At 60.4% G+C, this 15,276-nt stretch carries 18 protein-coding genes; 9 read left to right on the top strand and 9 right to left on the bottom strand.

Features of this window, described 5'->3' with window-relative positions; genetic code table 11:
* The first annotated feature begins 15 nt into the window (after positions 1 to 15).
* From AC3A4H_RS19340 to AC3A4H_RS19330, 3 genes are all read left to right on the top strand, one after another.
* Entirely contained in the window at positions 16 to 1,332 is a 1,317-nt protein-coding gene (locus AC3A4H_RS19340; RefSeq protein ID WP_487768164.1) for a hypothetical protein, read from the top strand.
* A gap of 72 nt (positions 1,333 to 1,404) precedes the next feature.
* The gene (locus AC3A4H_RS19335) at positions 1,405 to 1,890 is read left to right on the top strand and encodes a hypothetical protein (RefSeq protein ID WP_487768163.1); all 486 of its coding nucleotides are present in this window, start codon (positions 1,405 to 1,407) and stop codon (positions 1,888 to 1,890) included.
* A complete protein-coding gene (locus AC3A4H_RS19330) occupies positions 1,890 to 2,573 on the top strand; it encodes a hypothetical protein (RefSeq protein ID WP_487768162.1) in 684 nt (227 codons plus the stop codon). The genes AC3A4H_RS19335 and AC3A4H_RS19330 overlap by 1 nt, the downstream gene beginning before the upstream one ends.
* A 9-nt stretch (positions 2,574 to 2,582) precedes the next feature.
* On the opposite strand, the gene AC3A4H_RS19325 is transcribed toward AC3A4H_RS19330, so the two are convergent.
* On the bottom strand, positions 2,583 to 4,658 hold the full coding sequence (locus AC3A4H_RS19325; protein ID WP_487768161.1) for an acyltransferase family protein: 2,076 nt from the start codon (positions 4,656 to 4,658) through the stop codon (positions 2,583 to 2,585).
* Between the two features lie 305 nt (positions 4,659 to 4,963).
* On the opposite strand from AC3A4H_RS19325, the gene AC3A4H_RS19320 reads away from it, so the two are divergent.
* The gene (locus AC3A4H_RS19320) at positions 4,964 to 5,641 is read left to right on the top strand and encodes an antitoxin Xre/MbcA/ParS-like domain-containing protein (RefSeq protein ID WP_487768160.1); all 678 of its coding nucleotides are present in this window, start codon (positions 4,964 to 4,966) and stop codon (positions 5,639 to 5,641) included.
* 69 nt (positions 5,642 to 5,710) lie between these two features.
* Here AC3A4H_RS19320 and AC3A4H_RS19315 read toward each other — a convergent pair whose 3' ends face one another.
* Positions 5,711 to 6,955, bottom strand: coding sequence for a porin (locus AC3A4H_RS19315; RefSeq protein ID WP_487768159.1), 1,245 nt, complete (start codon positions 6,953 to 6,955; stop codon positions 5,711 to 5,713).
* A 548-nt stretch (positions 6,956 to 7,503) separates the two neighbouring features.
* Between AC3A4H_RS19315 and AC3A4H_RS19310 the strand changes: the two genes are divergently transcribed.
* The 5 genes from AC3A4H_RS19310 (at position 7,504) to AC3A4H_RS19290 (ending at position 10,225) form a co-directional block, all read left to right on the top strand.
* Positions 7,504 to 8,265, top strand: coding sequence for a lysozyme family protein (locus tag AC3A4H_RS19310; RefSeq protein ID WP_487768158.1), 762 nt, complete (start codon positions 7,504 to 7,506; stop codon positions 8,263 to 8,265).
* On the top strand, positions 8,265 to 8,492 hold the full coding sequence (locus AC3A4H_RS19305; RefSeq protein ID WP_487768157.1) for a hypothetical protein: 228 nt from the start codon (positions 8,265 to 8,267) through the stop codon (positions 8,490 to 8,492). Before AC3A4H_RS19310 ends, AC3A4H_RS19305 begins: the two co-directional genes overlap by 1 nt.
* A 156-nt stretch (positions 8,493 to 8,648) precedes the next feature.
* On the top strand, positions 8,649 to 8,891 hold the full coding sequence (locus AC3A4H_RS19300) for a hypothetical protein (RefSeq protein ID WP_487768156.1): 243 nt from the start codon (positions 8,649 to 8,651) through the stop codon (positions 8,889 to 8,891).
* Between the two features lie 9 nt (positions 8,892 to 8,900).
* Entirely contained in the window at positions 8,901 to 9,185 is a 285-nt protein-coding gene (locus AC3A4H_RS19295; RefSeq protein ID WP_487768155.1) for a hypothetical protein, read from the top strand.
* The gene (locus AC3A4H_RS19290; protein WP_487768154.1) at positions 9,185 to 10,225 is read left to right on the top strand and encodes a hypothetical protein; all 1,041 of its coding nucleotides are present in this window, start codon (positions 9,185 to 9,187) and stop codon (positions 10,223 to 10,225) included. The genes AC3A4H_RS19295 and AC3A4H_RS19290 overlap by 1 nt, the downstream gene beginning before the upstream one ends.
* Before the next feature lie 654 nt (positions 10,226 to 10,879).
* Here the strand turns inward: AC3A4H_RS19290 and AC3A4H_RS19285 are convergent.
* The 7 genes from AC3A4H_RS19285 to AC3A4H_RS19255 all read right to left on the bottom strand — a co-directional run bounded on the left by AC3A4H_RS19285 (position 10,880) and on the right by AC3A4H_RS19255 (position 15,256).
* Entirely contained in the window at positions 10,880 to 11,149 is a 270-nt protein-coding gene (locus AC3A4H_RS19285) for a hypothetical protein (protein ID WP_487768153.1), read from the bottom strand.
* 250 nt (positions 11,150 to 11,399) lie between these two features.
* Positions 11,400 to 11,606, bottom strand: a complete 207-nt coding sequence (locus tag AC3A4H_RS19280; protein ID WP_487768152.1) for a hypothetical protein — start codon at positions 11,604 to 11,606, stop codon at positions 11,400 to 11,402.
* Positions 11,603 to 12,193, bottom strand: coding sequence for an SANT/Myb-like DNA-binding domain-containing protein (locus tag AC3A4H_RS19275; RefSeq protein ID WP_487768151.1), 591 nt, complete (start codon positions 12,191 to 12,193; stop codon positions 11,603 to 11,605). The genes AC3A4H_RS19280 and AC3A4H_RS19275 overlap by 4 nt, the downstream gene beginning before the upstream one ends.
* Positions 12,194 to 12,817: 624 nt before the next feature.
* Complete coding sequence (locus AC3A4H_RS19270; protein WP_487768150.1) at positions 12,818 to 13,135, bottom strand: YMGG-like glycine zipper-containing protein; 318 nt, start codon at positions 13,133 to 13,135, stop codon at positions 12,818 to 12,820.
* 196 nt (positions 13,136 to 13,331) lie between these two features.
* Positions 13,332 to 14,108, bottom strand: coding sequence for an ABC transporter substrate-binding protein (locus tag AC3A4H_RS19265; protein ID WP_487768149.1), 777 nt, complete (start codon positions 14,106 to 14,108; stop codon positions 13,332 to 13,334).
* Between the two features lie 208 nt (positions 14,109 to 14,316).
* Positions 14,317 to 14,640 (bottom strand): hypothetical protein, encoded by a 324-nt coding sequence (locus AC3A4H_RS19260; protein ID WP_487768148.1) that lies wholly within the window; start codon positions 14,638 to 14,640, stop codon positions 14,317 to 14,319.
* A 79-nt stretch (positions 14,641 to 14,719) separates the two neighbouring features.
* Complete coding sequence (locus AC3A4H_RS19255) at positions 14,720 to 15,256, bottom strand: cytochrome b (RefSeq protein ID WP_487768147.1); 537 nt, start codon at positions 15,254 to 15,256, stop codon at positions 14,720 to 14,722.
* Positions 15,257 to 15,276: the final 20 nt, after the last annotated feature.

The following is a 15,276-nucleotide window of genomic DNA, read 5'->3' as shown; positions in this document are numbered from 1 at the left end:
GAGGGCACTCAACACATGACTCAGTCCTACAAGACCGGCACCGTCACGGTGGCGGCCGGATCAGATATTGTCGTCGGTAGCGGCTCCGCCTGGGCGCTGGCGCTGGTGACCGGCGGCCTGTTCTGCTGCGCCGGCATCTCAGTGCCGTGCACCGTCGTCGACGACACGCATCTGACGCTCGACTATCCATGGCATGGTGCCAATGGTGTCGGCCAGGCCTATTCGATCTTCCGCGAGACGGCGCAGGCTGCCAGCGCGGTGACGGCCAACGACCGACTGGCCGAGATCGCGGACCGGCTGAACAAGCTCAGCTACATCAACTTCGACGCCATGGGCACGCTGGCGCAGCGAGCCGCCTACGACACCGCCACGGAGGACTTCATCTTCCTCGACATCACGGCCGATCCGTTCGAGCTGTACATCAAGGCGTCGGACACGGCTGGCGACTGGGCTGGGCCGACCGTCTACGGACAGGGACCGGCGGGGCCACGCGGTGAACCGGGGCCGCAGGGTGCCGACAGCACGGTACCTGGCCCGAAGGGCGACAAGGGAGACAAGGGCGACAAAGGCGACAAGGGCGATCCTGGGCCGGAGGGGCCGCAAGGCGAGCCCGGCCGCGACGGCGACGGCGCTGGCGACATGGTTGCCGCCACCTACGACCCGACCGGGAAGAGCGCCGATGCCTTCGCCATGGAGAACATGGCGGAAGGAGCGGACGCCAAGGTCATGACTGCGGCCGAGCGGGCAAAGCTGGCCGGCATAGCGGCCGGTGCGCAGGTCAATTCGGTCACGAGCGTGGCCGGCAAGACCGGCGCGGTGACGCTTGCCGCAGCCGACATCAGCGATGCCAGCGCCGACGCCAAGGCGCTGCTCGCCAAGACCAGCGCCAACATGTTCGCGCAGATCAAGCAGGCCGCGACCACGGCGGCCACTGGCGTCACCCAGCTCGCGACCGCCGCGAACTATCGGGCCAAGGCCGCCGGCAATCTCGCGCTCACGCCGGCAGAGGCCTGGAACGCGGCCGGCTTTGTCGCCTTGACCGACGCGGCGCAAATCGCTGTCAACATGAACGACGGCTTCAACTTCAGTGTCGCGCTTGCCGGCAACCGGGCGCTCGGCGCGCCGTCCAATGCCGTGCCCGGGCAGTGCGGCGTATTCATGGTGACCGCGTCAGGCGCGGCGCGGACCCTGTCGAAGAGCACCGCCTATAAGGCTGATCCCAGCATCGTCTGGCCCATCTCGATCGCCAGCGGCCAGACGGCTTGCCTGTTCTACGCTGTGCAGGATGCCTCCAGCATCATCATCACCGGCGTCATCAACACCCCCTCGTAGGAGCACCGCATGGGACCGCTTGTCCGCAAAATCGACGGCGTTTGGACCGAATGGACCGGCCACAACGAGCCGATGCCGAAGACCGTCAACACCCGCGAGGTGACCTATCAGGATGGCCGCGCCGAAACCGAGGAATGCGATCCCTATCAGTTGTTCGTCACGCTGTCGGCATCGGCGCTCGGAGGCTGGTCAGCCGAGGAACTGGCCGAGTTCGGGCTGGTGCGCGCTGTGCCTTTCGAGGCGCCAGCAGGCAAGATTGCGGTTGGCGGTGCGACCTACCTGGAAGACGGCGATTTGGTGCGGCAGCTGTTCAACACTGAAGACGCGCCGCCCCCGGCCGTTGAGCGGCGGATGGTCCGCAAGTCGACCGTGCAGGCAAGGCTGATCGAAACTGGCCTTATGGAGGCTGCATTTGCGGCGCTGACGAGCAATCCTGTCTTTTTCGCGCGCTGGTTCGCGCCAGACCAGCCCAGCGTCTATGCCGATGACACCGACGCGCTGGCGTTCCTTGATGCGATTGGCGCGGACGCCGGCACCGTCATGGCGGAGGATAACTGATGCTGCCGGGGATGGTGCCGATTGGCGTCGTGTCAATGATGCCGGTGGATTGCTCCTATATCGGCAAGTACTCATCTGCAACAAATTCATTTGCAAACGTCGGTTTTGGGGCGGTATCTCCAATGCGGCGCGTTTACATTGTCGGAAGCGTTACAAGAACTGACGCGCCCGGCAATGATACAACTGTCACCGGTGTAACCATCGGCGGCATACCGGCAACGATACACGTGCAGAACCAATCACTTCTCGCGTCAAATACGCGCCCCGTGTTATTCATCGCTTCCGCAGTTGTGCCGACCGGCACCTCTGGAACGGTTGTTATTACCGCAGACCAACCAATTAGCGGCGGGTATGTCGGATCATTTATGGCGCTAAATGCACGCGTTCCCAATTATCACGCTGGATATAGTGCGAATTCAAGTACCGCCAATCCAGACACAATATCGGTTTCACTCAATACTTTGAATGACGGCGTCCTCTTGGCTATTGCCTCCGATGCTCAAACAAGTGGGCCGACATTCACGTCGGGGCCGTCGAGTGTGGATACGGTAACAAATCAATACGCATCTAACACGCTTTTGCGGTTGGGAATGTTGACATCGACAAATTTCGGTTCGGTGACAACGACCTTCGGCAACGGCTCCAACGCTCGTTCAAACCTTGTTTGTATATCTATAGGGTGACGATCGAGGTCATTTTTGAAGCTGGCTGATGTCTGTCGGCATCAGGCTCGCGGCGCGGTGAGCGGATCCTGGGCGGCCGAGAAGCCAATTCAGATCATCCTGGTGCATTGAGAACGTTGCTTCGCTGCCTGCCAGCGACAAGTGGTGCGAGTCTGTGTAAAGGGATTTTCCATTCGAATACGGCAGGCAAACCGTAGCGCCGCAGAAAACATTGATGGGGTCGACATAACGCACGTCTTCGTGTCGGTCGGCCACCGCTTTGAGCATAGCAACAATTGGAGCGCGACGATCCTCGACAACCGAGCGTGTCAGGCCGCAAAAGTCCCACGCGATGCCCAGGCCGTTAGCGCGGAGAAGGCACGTAGGAATTTCTGCCGGAAATTCTGGGACTGGGCCAATTAGAAGGATGCGATTTACACCTCGCTTCTGCAAGTAAGAGATAGAGCGCTCCATTCCCGACTCCAGCAAGGCTAAGCGTTGCTCAACTTCGCCAGATGTTTTGGTACTGCGCCAGCCGATGCCGTGGATTTCGCGATTCCACGCGCCGGTCAGTATCGCCATTTCATAGCTAATTCCTTCAGCTTGAATGGCTGCGTTTGTCTCATCAAAATACTCTTTACATCGCTCGGCTGGGCCGCTGATGAGAAACGGGCGACAACCATTACTGTATTGGGTGACGATGCGAAAATCGCTCTCGGTACTCAGCCGAAAGAGATAAGGGTACAGCATTGCGGAGTGCGAATCCCCGGCTAGGAGGAGCGCGCGCTTGCCTGAAAGAAGGCTGGTGCATTCAACGTTGAACGTTGCGTCACGCCGGAGGAAGCATGGGTCCTTCTTCTCCATCTTGGCGCGTTTGTCAGTTCTAGGCCAAATCTCTGGTGTGATCGACATTTTAGCCACAGCGGCAGCGCCTGGCGCTATTGCCGTTGCAGACAAAGAAATCGCGGCACCAAGCGCCAAGCCGGCAAGAGTTATAGATGTTCTCCAGCCACCTGCGGACAGCCTCTGCCTTCTTTGCCCGATTGGTCGCTCGATGGTGATGTAGGTTATTATTGAAAGCAGCAGTGCGAGAATGACGATCCCAACGTCTTCTGTGAGCGTCGTCTGGCCGGCGCGCGTGATTCTCCAGAAGGTAAGCAGCGGCCAATGCCATAGATACCAAGAGTACGACACTAAGCCGATCGCGCGCAAAGGTTTGGTGGCGAGGAACTGAGTGGTAAAAGCTCGATCATGTACAATGCCAGCAAGGAGTAGTGCGGCTGCGCCGATCGTTGGCAGTGCGGCGAAATAGGAAGGATAGACAAGGTCGCCGCTGAAAAGCACAACGCTGGCGCCTATCGCCGCCAGCCCGACAAAGCCTACTACTTGCGCGGCCAATCTTCTCCCGGACAGATAGGGAGCAATACCGTAAACTGCTCCACCCACTGCAAACTGCCATGCGCGCAGTGGCGCCATGTAGAATGCGAGATTGCGCTCATCTCTGGTGAACATAATGCACGCAACAAATGAGGCGAGGACGAGCATGGACAACAAACTCGCTCGCACCATGCGCCGCGGCAAAAGTGCCGCGGCCATGAGGATGAACGGCGTGAGCAAATAAAACTGCTCCTCGACCGCCAGCGACCACATGTTGAGCAGGGGTTTCGTTTCCGCCGCGGCGTCGAAGTACCCCTGTTCGAGATACAGGTGAATGTTGGCACCCATCATGGCTGACCAAGCCATGGAGGCACCAAAGGCTTCAATTTCGGTCGGCGAAACGAGAACCACCGAGGCGATTATGCTGCTGGCTAGTAGGACGATCAGGAATGGTGGAACAATTCGAAGGGTGCGCCTTGCGTAGAAAGACCACAAAGAAAACTTGCCGGCCTCAAGCCCGCGCAAGATGATTCCGATAATCAGAAAACCGGAAATAACAAAGAATACATCTACGCCGATGAACCCGCCGGTTACGCCAGGCACTCCGGCGTGGTACAAAACTACCGCCAGGATGGCGATGGCTCGAAGCCCGTCTATGAACGGATAGTATGAATGACGATCAACTGATTCAGTCCTGGTCGATGATGCTAGCCGGTTTGCCATCCACATGATTTTCCCCGCCAGTGGTGCGCTGGCAGTGGCATATGTATTGAACAGATGCAACCGCGCTGCTTTGTCTGCGCGGGACAGATCATCGCCGTGACGGCATGACTGCTGGCGTGATGCCGTAGATTGCCAAGACGATGATCAAGGCCACGCATACCAGCAGCGCTATTCGACGGGCGTTCATGCGCCAAGCTTGCCACTTTCACAATATAAAGGTACAGTCTCTAAATATAAAGGTACAAGTCTCTCAATATAAAGGTACACGTCTCTCAATATAAAGGTACAAGGCCCTCAATGGAGCTGTGCCCATGACCAACATGACGCAACCATGCAACTTCACGCGCGATAAGTTGGCGGAATTTGTCGCCGCAGAGGTCGAGCACATCCTCGCGAAGTATGATCGCAGGATGTCTAGGGCGGAAGTGGTTGCCGGCGGAAAACTGGCTGGGGCTATTGTTGTGGCATACGCGAACCTTTCCCATAGCCAGATGGAAGCGGTTGGTAGGTCGCCGGATGAGATCGCAGAAGGTGCGGCGAAGTTCGTTTCCGGACTGGCTAAGGATGCCGAGACTAAATCGCCAGCCTTGCCGGACGTGATCGCCAGGGATCAAGAAGAAGAGGGCGAAATACCCAAGGTTCCGATCAGGGTGGACGACTGGGCTGGTCCAACCGCTGGCCCTACTTATCTTGAAGCAAACTACGGTATTTCTCGCTCCACCTTGCATAGGTGGCAGCGCCGGAACGCTGTAGTGGCGCTTCGCACTGGCGGCCGCAAGCACGTATTCCCATTGGAGCAGTTCATCGATGGTAGGCCGGTAAATGGGATTGAGCAGGTCGCGGCATTGATTCCGCATCCACGCTTCGCATGGCTCTGGCTCATTCAGCCTAATGAACATCTGAACTGGGCGAAGCCGATAGAGATGCTGAGAGCTGATCTGATGGTTGAGGTTGTCGCGGCGGCTAAACGGCACGCAGAACCGGTGTAATATCCCCGCCTGTGAACAAAAAAACCCGGCGGTTGCCCGCCGGGTCTCTCAAATCAGCTGACAAGCCGATTAGAACGAACGCTGGAAGCGCAGGAAGCCGCCCCAGGCGGACCGGCTCTCGCGGTCGCCTTCCTCGTTCTCGAAGCGAACCCGCTCCCAGGCCACTTCCGGGGTGATGACGAAGCCCGGAACGAGTTCGTAGGCGACGTTGGCCACAACAGCGGTGTGCGAACTTGCCGCGCGATCAAAATCTTCGTTGTCGTTAGCCTTGGAGTAGGAAGCCTGCAAGTTGACCGAAGCCTTCTCGTTGAACTTGTAGGTGCCGCCGCCCCAGACGGCCCACTTGCCGTCCCACTGCTTGTAGAAGCTCTGCGAGATGTTCTTCTCGCTGCCGACGCCGCCCATCACGAAGAGCGAAAGCTGCTCGGTCGCGTTGACGTCGAGGCGGAGCTTGCCAGCCCACTCGTTCCAGACCGAGTCGTAACCGACGACGCCCGAGACGCCGCCCCAGCCCTGGGTCCAGGAAGCGCCAGCCACAACGTGCGGAGCGTAGGTGTCGAGGGTGTAGAGAACGCCATTGCCCTCTTCAACCGCGACCGCAGCCGAGAAGCCGTTGGGGCCGGTGTAGGTGTAGGCGATCTGGTGCGTGTCGAACGGGCCGTACGGAACCAGGTCGTCTTCAATGACGCCACCGGCATAGCCGGTCATCGTCGAGAACAGCGAGTCGGTCTTGCCGATGCGGAAGCCGCCGAGTTCGATGAAGGCGTGGTTGATGGCAAAGCCGGTGGCGGTGTCGGTCAGACGAGCGATCACTGCATCGTTGTCTGCATCCAGGACGTTGGTAACAACCGTGTCCCAGTTGTAGTTGATGTGCATGTAGCCGCGCAGGGTGCCGAGTTCGGTTTCCGAACGGGCGTCCATCTGCAGGGCAGCGCGGGCGCGCTTGTAGTAGGTGTCATGGGTGTCGATGTCACGCAGCGACGGCCTCAGTTCGGGATCGGAGCCACCGGCTCTCCAATCAGCCATCGCCTTGGCGTGCTCACGCTGCGCCTCGGCGAAGTCACGCTTGTCGGTGACGTCGATCAGGCCGCCGTAGCCGCCCTTGCCAACGCCGATGTCGTAGCGGATGTAGCCGCCAACGCGCAGGCAGGTTTCGGTGCCCGGGATGTAGTAGAAGCCGGCGCCGTAGACGTCGCAGATGCGGACATATTCCATCGGCTCGGGCTCAGCGACGACGACGGCGTCGGCCGCGCGAGCGCCGGAAACTGCGACCAGGGCCGCAGCGGAGCCGAGAAGCAGGCTCTTGATGTTCATTGTCTGACCTCCAGTCAAAGTTAATAAACGGGTATGGGTATTTTTTGCTGAAGGACAGCGTTTCCCTGCCCCATCCCCAGTAATGAAAAAGAAACGATCGCTCGCCCCTTCCTCGATACTGAGATTACTCACGGCGCGTCCCCTTTCAATCAGGATCGTACGTTCAGGAGCGTTAGCTTCTCGCTATGAGATTGCTCTGTGACGAAAATGACACGATTTCGTCACCATTAGAAGAAGCTGTTAAGCTTTGGCGGCGGCGCCTGCGTATCAAGTCGCGCAGGCTAGCCTGCTAGACTTCCAAATCTCTTATTCTTTGCCTCGTCTTTGCAATCTCTGAAAATCCTGCCCTGAACACCCCTTTGGGGCGGGATAGATCATCGCCGTGACGGATGACAGCTGGCGTAATGTCGTCGATTGGCACGACGAAAATCAAGGCCATGCAAACCAGCAGCGCTATTCGACGGGCGTTCGCGCGCCAGTCGTAGCGGCTATCTCGCGCACGCAATAACCTGAAAATTCACTCACGCTCGCGGCGGGAAGGAACTGCCATGGACAAAACCGTTCCACTTGAAGCGGCGATGCTGCTCGACTTCATTGGAGATATCGAGGCGCCGAAGGGCTATGGCACGATCTACGCCAACAAGCAGGGCAGGCTTTCCAAGCCGCTCACCAGCATGACGCTGGGCGAGGTGCTCGAGGCGCAGAAGGCCTGGTCGAAAAACCACGGCTCGAGCGCGGCCGGCCGCTACCAGTTCCTGCGCGCCACGCTGGTCGACCTGTCGAAGGAGCTCGGGCTGCGCGGCAGCCAGCGGTTCGATGCGGATCTTCAGGACCGGCTCGGCTTTCACCTGCTCAAGCGCCGCGGCTACCACGAGTTCGTGGCTGGCAAGATCGGCCGCGCCGAGTTCGGCAAGCGGCTGGCGCAGGAATGGGCCTCTCTGCCGGTGCTGGCCGCGACCAAGAACCAGAAACGCGAGCTGAGGCGCGGGCAGTCGTTCTATGCCGGCGACGGCCTCAACAAGGCGCTGGTGGCGCCGGAGCCAGTCGAGGCGATGCTGGACCAGATCAGGCAGGCGAGGGATGCCGCGCCGGAGCGCGACGCCCCGGCCGCGGTGCGCCCCAAGGAAGAACCGCTGGCCAGGTCGAAGCGGTTCTGGACCTGGTTCATGACGGCGATCGGCACGCCGCTGGCGGCCTTCGGCGCGCTCGACTGGCGCGTGCAGCTCGCCCTCGTCGCCGTCATCGTCGGCTTTGCGATCTATGCCATCTCGGCCATGCCGCAGGTGCGCAAGGTGCTGGGGCTGTCCTGATGCGGGGCTATCTCCTTGCCACCGGCGCGGCCGCTGCGCTGCTCGGCGTTAGCCACTGGCAGGCCTATCGCGCCGGCCGCACGGTCGCGCAGGCCGGCTTCATTCAGCAGATTAACCAGGAGAACACCCATGCCGGCAAGACGGCTGAGAAATGGCGCGCTGATCTTCGCCGCTGCAACGATGCTGGCGGCCTGTTCGACTTCGCAACCGGCGCCTGTGACCGCTGACGGCTTGCGCAAGGTCGTCGGCTCGTCGCAGGTCGGCGCCCGCGGCGCGACGCCGGCCGACCAGCTCAGGATCGACGAGACAGCGGCGGGACTGTGTGGCGCCGCCATCTGGACGATGACTGAGTGCGCCAGGCACGGCAGGGAGGCTGCTGGATCATGAAGTTCGACCCGACCATCAACCTCGGCCACATCATGACCATCGTCGCCTTGGTGGGCTCCATCTTCCTTGCCTACAGCAGGCTCATCATCACCATCGAAAACCACGAGATGCGCATCGCCGTGGTCGAGAAGGGCGCCGACCGTGACGCGGTGCTCCAACAGCAAATCCTCAACACGCTGACGACGATCCGCGAGGACATCGCCACGCTCAAGGCGCAGCAAAACGCTCGGCTGCAGTAGGAGGCTGAAATGACGCTTCATCGTGCATTCTTTCTCGCCGGCGCGTTCGCGCTTTTCCCCGTAGCGGCACAGGCGAAAACGCCATGCTCCGATATCGAGACCATGATCGAGGCGCTGCAGCGGGACCATCACGAAACCATCGCCTGGCAGGGCAAAGCACCGACCGAGCAAGGCGTGCTGGACCTCATCCTGTTCCAGTCAACGGTCGGTGATACGTGGTCGCTGGTCCAGGTGCACGGCATCAGCGCATGCCTTGTAGCGTCCGGCCGAGTTGTCACGGGGCGCGATGCCTGATGGCGAATCTCGAGGGAAGGGCAGCAACCCCTGCCGGCACTCTTGAGCGGGTGCACGAACTGGCGAAGGTCTTCGTCAAGGAAGACGGAACGCCGAACCAGCGCGCCATAGCCAGAGAAACCGGCATCGCCCGATCAACGGTGAATTCGATGTTGGCGAAGCAGCCGCCGACGATCGAATACCCGCGATTCGTAATCGACGGTGACGAGCAAGAACCGATCGAGGATATCCTTGCCCGCAAGGCGAGGCACTTTGAGCGCAAAGCCAAGGCCCACTCCGACAGAAAGTGGTTCCAGATCAAGGTAAAGGAACAGAAGCCCTACGGCGTCATCATGTTCGGCGATCCTCATCTGGACGATGACGGCTGCAATATCCCGCTTCTCCAAAGCCATCTCGAGATCGCCCGAAAGTCCGGCGTCTACGGCCTCAACATCGGCGACACGACGAACAACTGGGTCGGCAGGCTGATGCGGCTCTATGCCAATCAGGAGGCGTCGGAAGCTACGGCAAAGCGTCTGGCCGAATGGTTCATGTTCGACGCCGGCGTGACGTGGCTATGCTGGATACTCGGCAACCATGACGACTGGAACGGCGGTGCCGACTTCCACAAGCGCCTGGGCGGCTCGCACATTCCCATCATCGACTGGCGGGCAGAGTTCGAGCTCGTCCATCCTGTCGGCTCGGCGAGGCGCATCGACGCTTCGCACGGCCGGAAGGGAAATTCGATCTGGAACAACCTCCACGCCACTCTCCGTGCCGCCAAGCTGGGCGAATTGGCCGATCTCTACGTCACCGGTCACACGCACAACTTCGGTCTCGAAGACATCGAGATCGCCGAGCGTGGGCACTCCTGCTGGCTGGTGCAACTGCGCGGCTACAAGTTCATGGATCACTACGCCCTGACAGGGAACTTAGCCGAGCATCAGCGCGGCGCGGCGGTGTTCGCCATCATCGATCCGGCCGAGGATGCCCGCACAAGGGTCCAGTGCTTCGAGGACGTAGAGGTCGGCTACCGCTTCCTCGAGATGCTGCGGCGATGAACCGGCTGATCATGTTCCTGATCCGCTGGAACCTGGGCTGGTATCAGGAGAGGCGCCGATGAAATCCTTGGTAACTCGCTGCCTCTTGCTTCCCAGAGTATGGGAACCTCGCAACCCGGAAACCGTCTGCAGCAGAATCCCTACCGAAAGCCCGAACACGTATTGGGAACTCACCATGACGCCGGAGGAGGCCGAAACCTACGCGCTCGACCTTCTCGTTGATGCGCGCCGGGCGAAGGCGGCGCGGGCGACAAGGGAACGGTGGAAGAGCGGCCGCGTTTGACCGAGTGAAGTGCTCTACCGCGCCCGATGAACAAGAGCACAGAAAAGCCCGCCGAAGCGGGCTAGACTCTGCTGCAACGCGACCCCGAGCGGAACTACTTCATTCCTCGGCTATCCCGTCTACAGAGAACCACGGTGAAGTGACCCCAAGACGACGATCGAGATAACTTACCGTTGATGGCGCCAGGTGTTCCGTTTGGCTCACACCCGGCACGATCACTGTCGTGCCATCTGGCTTAATGATTTTGGTCACGGAATGTGACCTGCCGGTAGAGTCTGCAGCCACCCCGGCCTGAGACGTGAATTTGTGCTCATCACGTACCCAAGCCAGATACCTACCGAATGTCGGATGCCCGCCGAACGGGAACGACATTATGCAGCCATACCAAAATCAAAGACGGGGTTCCCATCGTGTGATGGTTTGAACTCACCAGCCTTCTTTTCCCACAGGTCGAAGAAGTATTTAGGCGCTTGGCCAATTCGCTCAACGCCACCCTCAGCCTCTTCAAGGCGAACGGCTACGTCGAAGCGGCCGTATAGTTCTTCAAGCGAGGCAGCTTGAACGCATATGTCGTGTTCCAGTCCTTGAGCAACCCAGCAATCCCCTTCTTGAAAAAGGATCACGCGAATTTTGTCACTCATGTTTTTCTCCCCTTGCGGACGGGTTAAGTCCAAGCGGGACGATATAGTCCTTGTCCACCGCTTTGCAATCGAATTGATGATCACAAACGTTGACATATTCTGAAGTATAACTCCGCGTCAGCGACGCATCCTTTCGTCTTCAGTTTACCGATCCTCGCCCGCTCCGGTTCGTCGGCGGGTCCTTTACTGCGTTTCATGGCCTATAGCGGTGGGGCTGCCGGCCGTCAGGTTGCGGCAGCCCAGACGTCAGTCAGCGTCGTCCTGGCGTCTTTCGCCGCGCTCTTTCCGCAATGACAAACCATTCCGGCGCAAGCCCGCTCGTCCAGGTCAATTCGGCCTCAGCGTCGTGCTGCTCTTCCCCGGGCTCAGGTTCGAGGTCGGCATCTCCGTCCATGTTATCCAGAATGCAAAGCAGTCGCTCGATTTCGGCCTCGATTGCCGCGCGCCCCACCTTCATTCCTCCCTCCAGCGGATCGAGAGTTCGCCATCGAGCGCCTCAACGGCGCGGCCTATTGCCCGGTAGCTGGGCTTACCGCGTACAATCCAGCCGGCTTTTCTAAAGTAGCCTTTGGTCTTGGCCAATTCGTCCAGGTCGCCCATTGAGTAGCCGAGTTCGAAGCATCGATCCCGTATGGCATCTATCGCCGGGAAGCCCGTTCGCTTGAATGGTTGACGTTTCCGGGTGATGCCGTGATAGCGACTTACCCATCGGATTTGCTCAAGGGACCGATTTGGAAATGCCTCCCGCAATTGCTGCGGTGATGCCGTCGGCACTAACCGCCGCATGCGGGAGAGTTCGTTTGCCGTAACCACCTTCCGCTTTGGTCGGAGCCCCAGATATCGGCAGCGGCAGCGAATTGCTTCGTAACTGCGATGCGGAAGTTTCTGACGAAGTGCCTCATAATTGGAGCCGTACTGCCTGCAAAGCTCATCCTCAGCATCGGTCCATAGACGATCGCCCTTGGGCGTTGCTCCGCGGTACTGCATGCGGCGTCTGGTACGGTCAGCAGCTTCGGCATTTCGGGCGTATTCCGTTAAGTACATTCCATTCCTCCTCTCGCCCCGTCCGCCGCTTCTGAACGAAACAACGACAGGAGCTTCGATCAACCAACTAGATGGAGGAATGCCCGCAATACCCGCTTTCCCTAACGGCAGCTGTGGATTTCTGTTGACGGCGGAGCAAGGCCGGACCAGCACCCCAATTTTTTATACTTGCCTGGGAACAACTGAACGCTCGATGCGTTGTTCGGCGGAGCCTTACTCAGCAGCCCGTCGTCTCCTCCCCCGAGGCGGCGGGCTTTTTTCGTGTTTGAGGGGAAGCAGTTCTTTCGCATCTACAAGCGAGGAAAAAGCAGTGAGACGAGCGAGACAAAAAACATAATGAAATTGCACCCTGTTCTTTGTCCCACTGTCAGCGCAACTATCGGAAAATAAAGGGCTATTTCACACCGGCAGGGGGCACCACCGCCACAGTTCGGCGCTATTTTCTCGAACATATTGCTTTCGGATGCAGCCTTCGGATTCGGCGGGCGCCGTCTCGGTCGTTCTGCGCGCCGGTGATGCGGCAGCGGCTGTCGGCATCCCTGCGGCAAGGATCACACCGGCCCGGAAGCTGTTCTGCCGGGCCGGTGCGAAGTTCGTTCGTTACACCCCCATGGGGTGCAGTCCTCAGTACCGGCCGTTGTAGTAGCGGTCGTCGCAGGGCGCCGTGTAGACGCGGCCGTCATGTGCGCGATAGCGGCACATTTCGTCGCCGCCGCGCTTGGGGGCCGTCATGTTGCCGACCGCCGCACCCAGCAGGGCGCCGCCCGCGGCGCCGACAACCGTGCTGGTGGTGTTGCGGCCCAGCGCCTGGCCCACGAGCGCGCCACCGGCAGCGCCGATCAGGGCACCGGTGCCGGCGCGCTGCTCGCGTTCGGTCGAAGCGCAGCCGGCCAGAACCATGGCAAGCAGGGCAACGACGGTGGTGGTCTTGAACAGTTTCATTCGGGTAGTCCTCTCCTTGTAAGCCCCCGCCCCAGGCCTGCTTGCCCGCACGCCGCAAGGGCGAGCGGGCGATGTGTGGGCGGCGCTTTTGTCCGGCAGGAATGCCGGCGCGGCCGCCGCCGTCAACGCGGCCAGGATCGAACGGCGAGGTTGCTGCCCGCCGTTCGAAAGCTCGACACAAGCCGACGCTTGCGGCTTATTCGCCGAAGACGTCGAACTTGAAGTACTTGTCGTTGATTTCCTTGTACTTGCCGTTGGCGCGGATCGCGTCGATGGCAGCGTTCAGCTTCTCGCGAAGCTCGTCCTCGCCCTTGCGCAAGGCAATGCCGGCGCCGGGGCCGTGGATCTCCTCGACGGATTTGAAGGTGCCGACCAGCTTGCAGCAATCGCCTTCCGGCGAATCCAGCCACTCCTGGATCGACACGATATCGTCGTTGATCGCATCGAGGCGGCCATTGGCCAGGTCGAGCTGGTATTCCTGCGCGGTCGGGTAGGCCTTGACGGTGCTGTCGGTGAAGGCCTGCTCGGCATAGTTGAAGTGGATGGTCGAGCCCTGCACGCCGATGGTCTTGCCGGCGAGGTCTTCCTTGGTGGTGCCGTTGATGTCGGCATCCTTGCGCGCGGCGATCGCCGGCGGGGTGTCGATGTACTTGTTGGTGAAATCGACCTGCTGCTTGCGTTCGTCGGTGATCGACATCTGCGCGATGATGGCGTCGAACTTGCCGGCCTGCAGGGCGGGGATGATGCCGTCCCATTCCTGGGTCACGAATTCGCACTTCACCTTCATCTCGTCGCAGAGCGCGTTGGCGATGTCGATGTCGAAGCCCTCGAGCTTGCCGTCGGCGGTCAGGTTGTTGAAGGGAGGATAGGCGCCCTCGGTGCCGATCTTCAGGACCTTCTCCTCCGCCTGCGCGGCGCCGATCGCGAGCGCGATGGCCGAAGCCGCAAGGGCAAGACGCATTGCAATACGCATAGTGTTCCTCTCAGTAATGCCGCCGCATTAGCCGCGGACTAAATCCGGAGCCCGCACCCAAAAAAGGTGCAAGCCAGTTCGCCATCTACGAAGTTCGTTGTGAACGCCTCATGAATGGCAGGCGGCTTTTAGCAGGCTCGCAGCGCATGCCGCCATACGCCAATTGCCGAGGTGCGGGAAAATGTCTGGGGCCAGCCGGCGCGGGGCTTCAGTAGGCCTGCTGCCGCTCCATGCTTTCCACCGCTGCGCACAGATCCTGCTCCCTCGCATCCTGGGGCCTCTTGCAGTCCTCGCGCACCCTCATGCGATTTTCCTCGGGCATTTTCGCCCAGGCGTCCTTCATCTCCTGCAGTGGGCGCAGGATCGTCATGGCGTCGTCGGAAAAGAGGGGAGCGACGACCGCCGGATCGGTCAGGGATGTGCGCCGGTCGGCCGCGTTGGGGCCGGTGATGGCTGAGGTCGTAATGAGAGCCGCCGCAGCTCCGGCCAATATCGCCGCGGCTGCGATGTGGAAGAGCGTCCTCGAGGCCATCGACGGATCCTTCTCGCGCAGTTCGCACCCTGCGCACATGGGGTGGAGGTCGAAGAGGTCAAGCCTGGCAGCGCGCGGCCTAGCCGCGTGGCAGCATTCTCTTCAGCACATCGTCCTTGCGGACGAAATGGTGCAGCAAAGCGGCGGCCGCATGCAGGGCCACCACCGCAAGGATGATGTTGGCCAACACGCCATGCACTTCCTTGATGGTGCGAGCAAGCTCCCTGTCGGGCGTCACGGGCGAGGGCACGGTAAACCATCCGAAGAAGGTCAAAGCATCGCCCCTGAGCCAGGTGAGCCATATGCCCAGAACGGGAATGGCGACGAGAAGCAGGTAAAGCGCAAGATGCGCCACCTTGGCGAGCTTGCGTTCCAGTTCGCTCATCGATGCGGGAAGCTCGGGCGCGCCGTACGCCAGGCGCATCGCAACCCGGACCGCGACGAGACCGAACAGCGCGAGCCCGAAGGAGATGTGCAGCCACCAGGCCGTGTCTCTTCTCGGATCGCCCCGCGGAAAGATGTCTTCGCCATAGGTGAGGGCGTAGAGCCCGATCACAAGAAGAAAGATCAGCCAGTGCAGGAGCTTTTGCGACGGAGTGTAGCTGCTGGATCGCATGGCGCGCCTTCCGTGTTGGG

It is taken from the genome of Pseudaminobacter sp. Soil_N_29 (assembly GCF_057656055.1).
The sequence above is the reverse complement of the archived record's forward strand: the minus strand, read 5'-3'. Positions and strand labels throughout refer to the sequence as shown.

Excerpts from the sequence above, each read along its gene's own strand:
- AC3A4H_RS19325 (WP_487768161.1), bottom strand. The coding sequence starts at position 4,658 with ATGTGGATGGCAAACCGGCTAGCATCATCGACCAGGACTGAATCAGTT.
- AC3A4H_RS19270 (WP_487768150.1), bottom strand. The coding sequence starts at position 13,135 with ATGAAACTGTTCAAGACCACCACCGTCGTTGCCCTGCTTGCCATGGTT.
- AC3A4H_RS19320 (WP_487768160.1), top strand. The coding sequence starts at position 4,964 with ATGACCAACATGACGCAACCATGCAACTTCACGCGCGATAAGTTGGCG.
- AC3A4H_RS19280 (WP_487768152.1), bottom strand. The coding sequence starts at position 11,606 with ATGAAGGTGGGGCGCGCGGCAATCGAGGCCGAAATCGAGCGACTGCTT.
- AC3A4H_RS19255 (WP_487768147.1), bottom strand. The coding sequence starts at position 15,256 with ATGCGATCCAGCAGCTACACTCCGTCGCAAAAGCTCCTGCACTGGCTG.
- AC3A4H_RS19295 (WP_487768155.1), top strand. The coding sequence starts at position 8,901 with ATGACGCTTCATCGTGCATTCTTTCTCGCCGGCGCGTTCGCGCTTTTC.
- AC3A4H_RS19275 (WP_487768151.1), bottom strand. The coding sequence starts at position 12,193 with ATGTACTTAACGGAATACGCCCGAAATGCCGAAGCTGCTGACCGTACC.
- AC3A4H_RS19335 (WP_487768163.1), top strand. The coding sequence starts at position 1,405 with ATGCCGAAGACCGTCAACACCCGCGAGGTGACCTATCAGGATGGCCGC.
- AC3A4H_RS19290 (WP_487768154.1), top strand. The coding sequence starts at position 9,185 with ATGGCGAATCTCGAGGGAAGGGCAGCAACCCCTGCCGGCACTCTTGAG.
- AC3A4H_RS19330 (WP_487768162.1), top strand. The coding sequence starts at position 1,890 with ATGCTGCCGGGGATGGTGCCGATTGGCGTCGTGTCAATGATGCCGGTG.
- AC3A4H_RS19300 (WP_487768156.1), top strand. The coding sequence starts at position 8,649 with ATGAAGTTCGACCCGACCATCAACCTCGGCCACATCATGACCATCGTC.
- AC3A4H_RS19285 (WP_487768153.1), bottom strand. The coding sequence starts at position 11,149 with ATGAGTGACAAAATTCGCGTGATCCTTTTTCAAGAAGGGGATTGCTGG.
- AC3A4H_RS19265 (WP_487768149.1), bottom strand. The coding sequence starts at position 14,108 with ATGCGTATTGCAATGCGTCTTGCCCTTGCGGCTTCGGCCATCGCGCTC.
- AC3A4H_RS19340 (WP_487768164.1), top strand. The coding sequence starts at position 16 with ATGACTCAGTCCTACAAGACCGGCACCGTCACGGTGGCGGCCGGATCA.
- AC3A4H_RS19315 (WP_487768159.1), bottom strand. The coding sequence starts at position 6,955 with ATGAACATCAAGAGCCTGCTTCTCGGCTCCGCTGCGGCCCTGGTCGCA.
- AC3A4H_RS19310 (WP_487768158.1), top strand. The coding sequence starts at position 7,504 with ATGGACAAAACCGTTCCACTTGAAGCGGCGATGCTGCTCGACTTCATT.
- AC3A4H_RS19260 (WP_487768148.1), bottom strand. The coding sequence starts at position 14,640 with ATGGCCTCGAGGACGCTCTTCCACATCGCAGCCGCGGCGATATTGGCC.
- AC3A4H_RS19305 (WP_487768157.1), top strand. The coding sequence starts at position 8,265 with ATGCGGGGCTATCTCCTTGCCACCGGCGCGGCCGCTGCGCTGCTCGGC.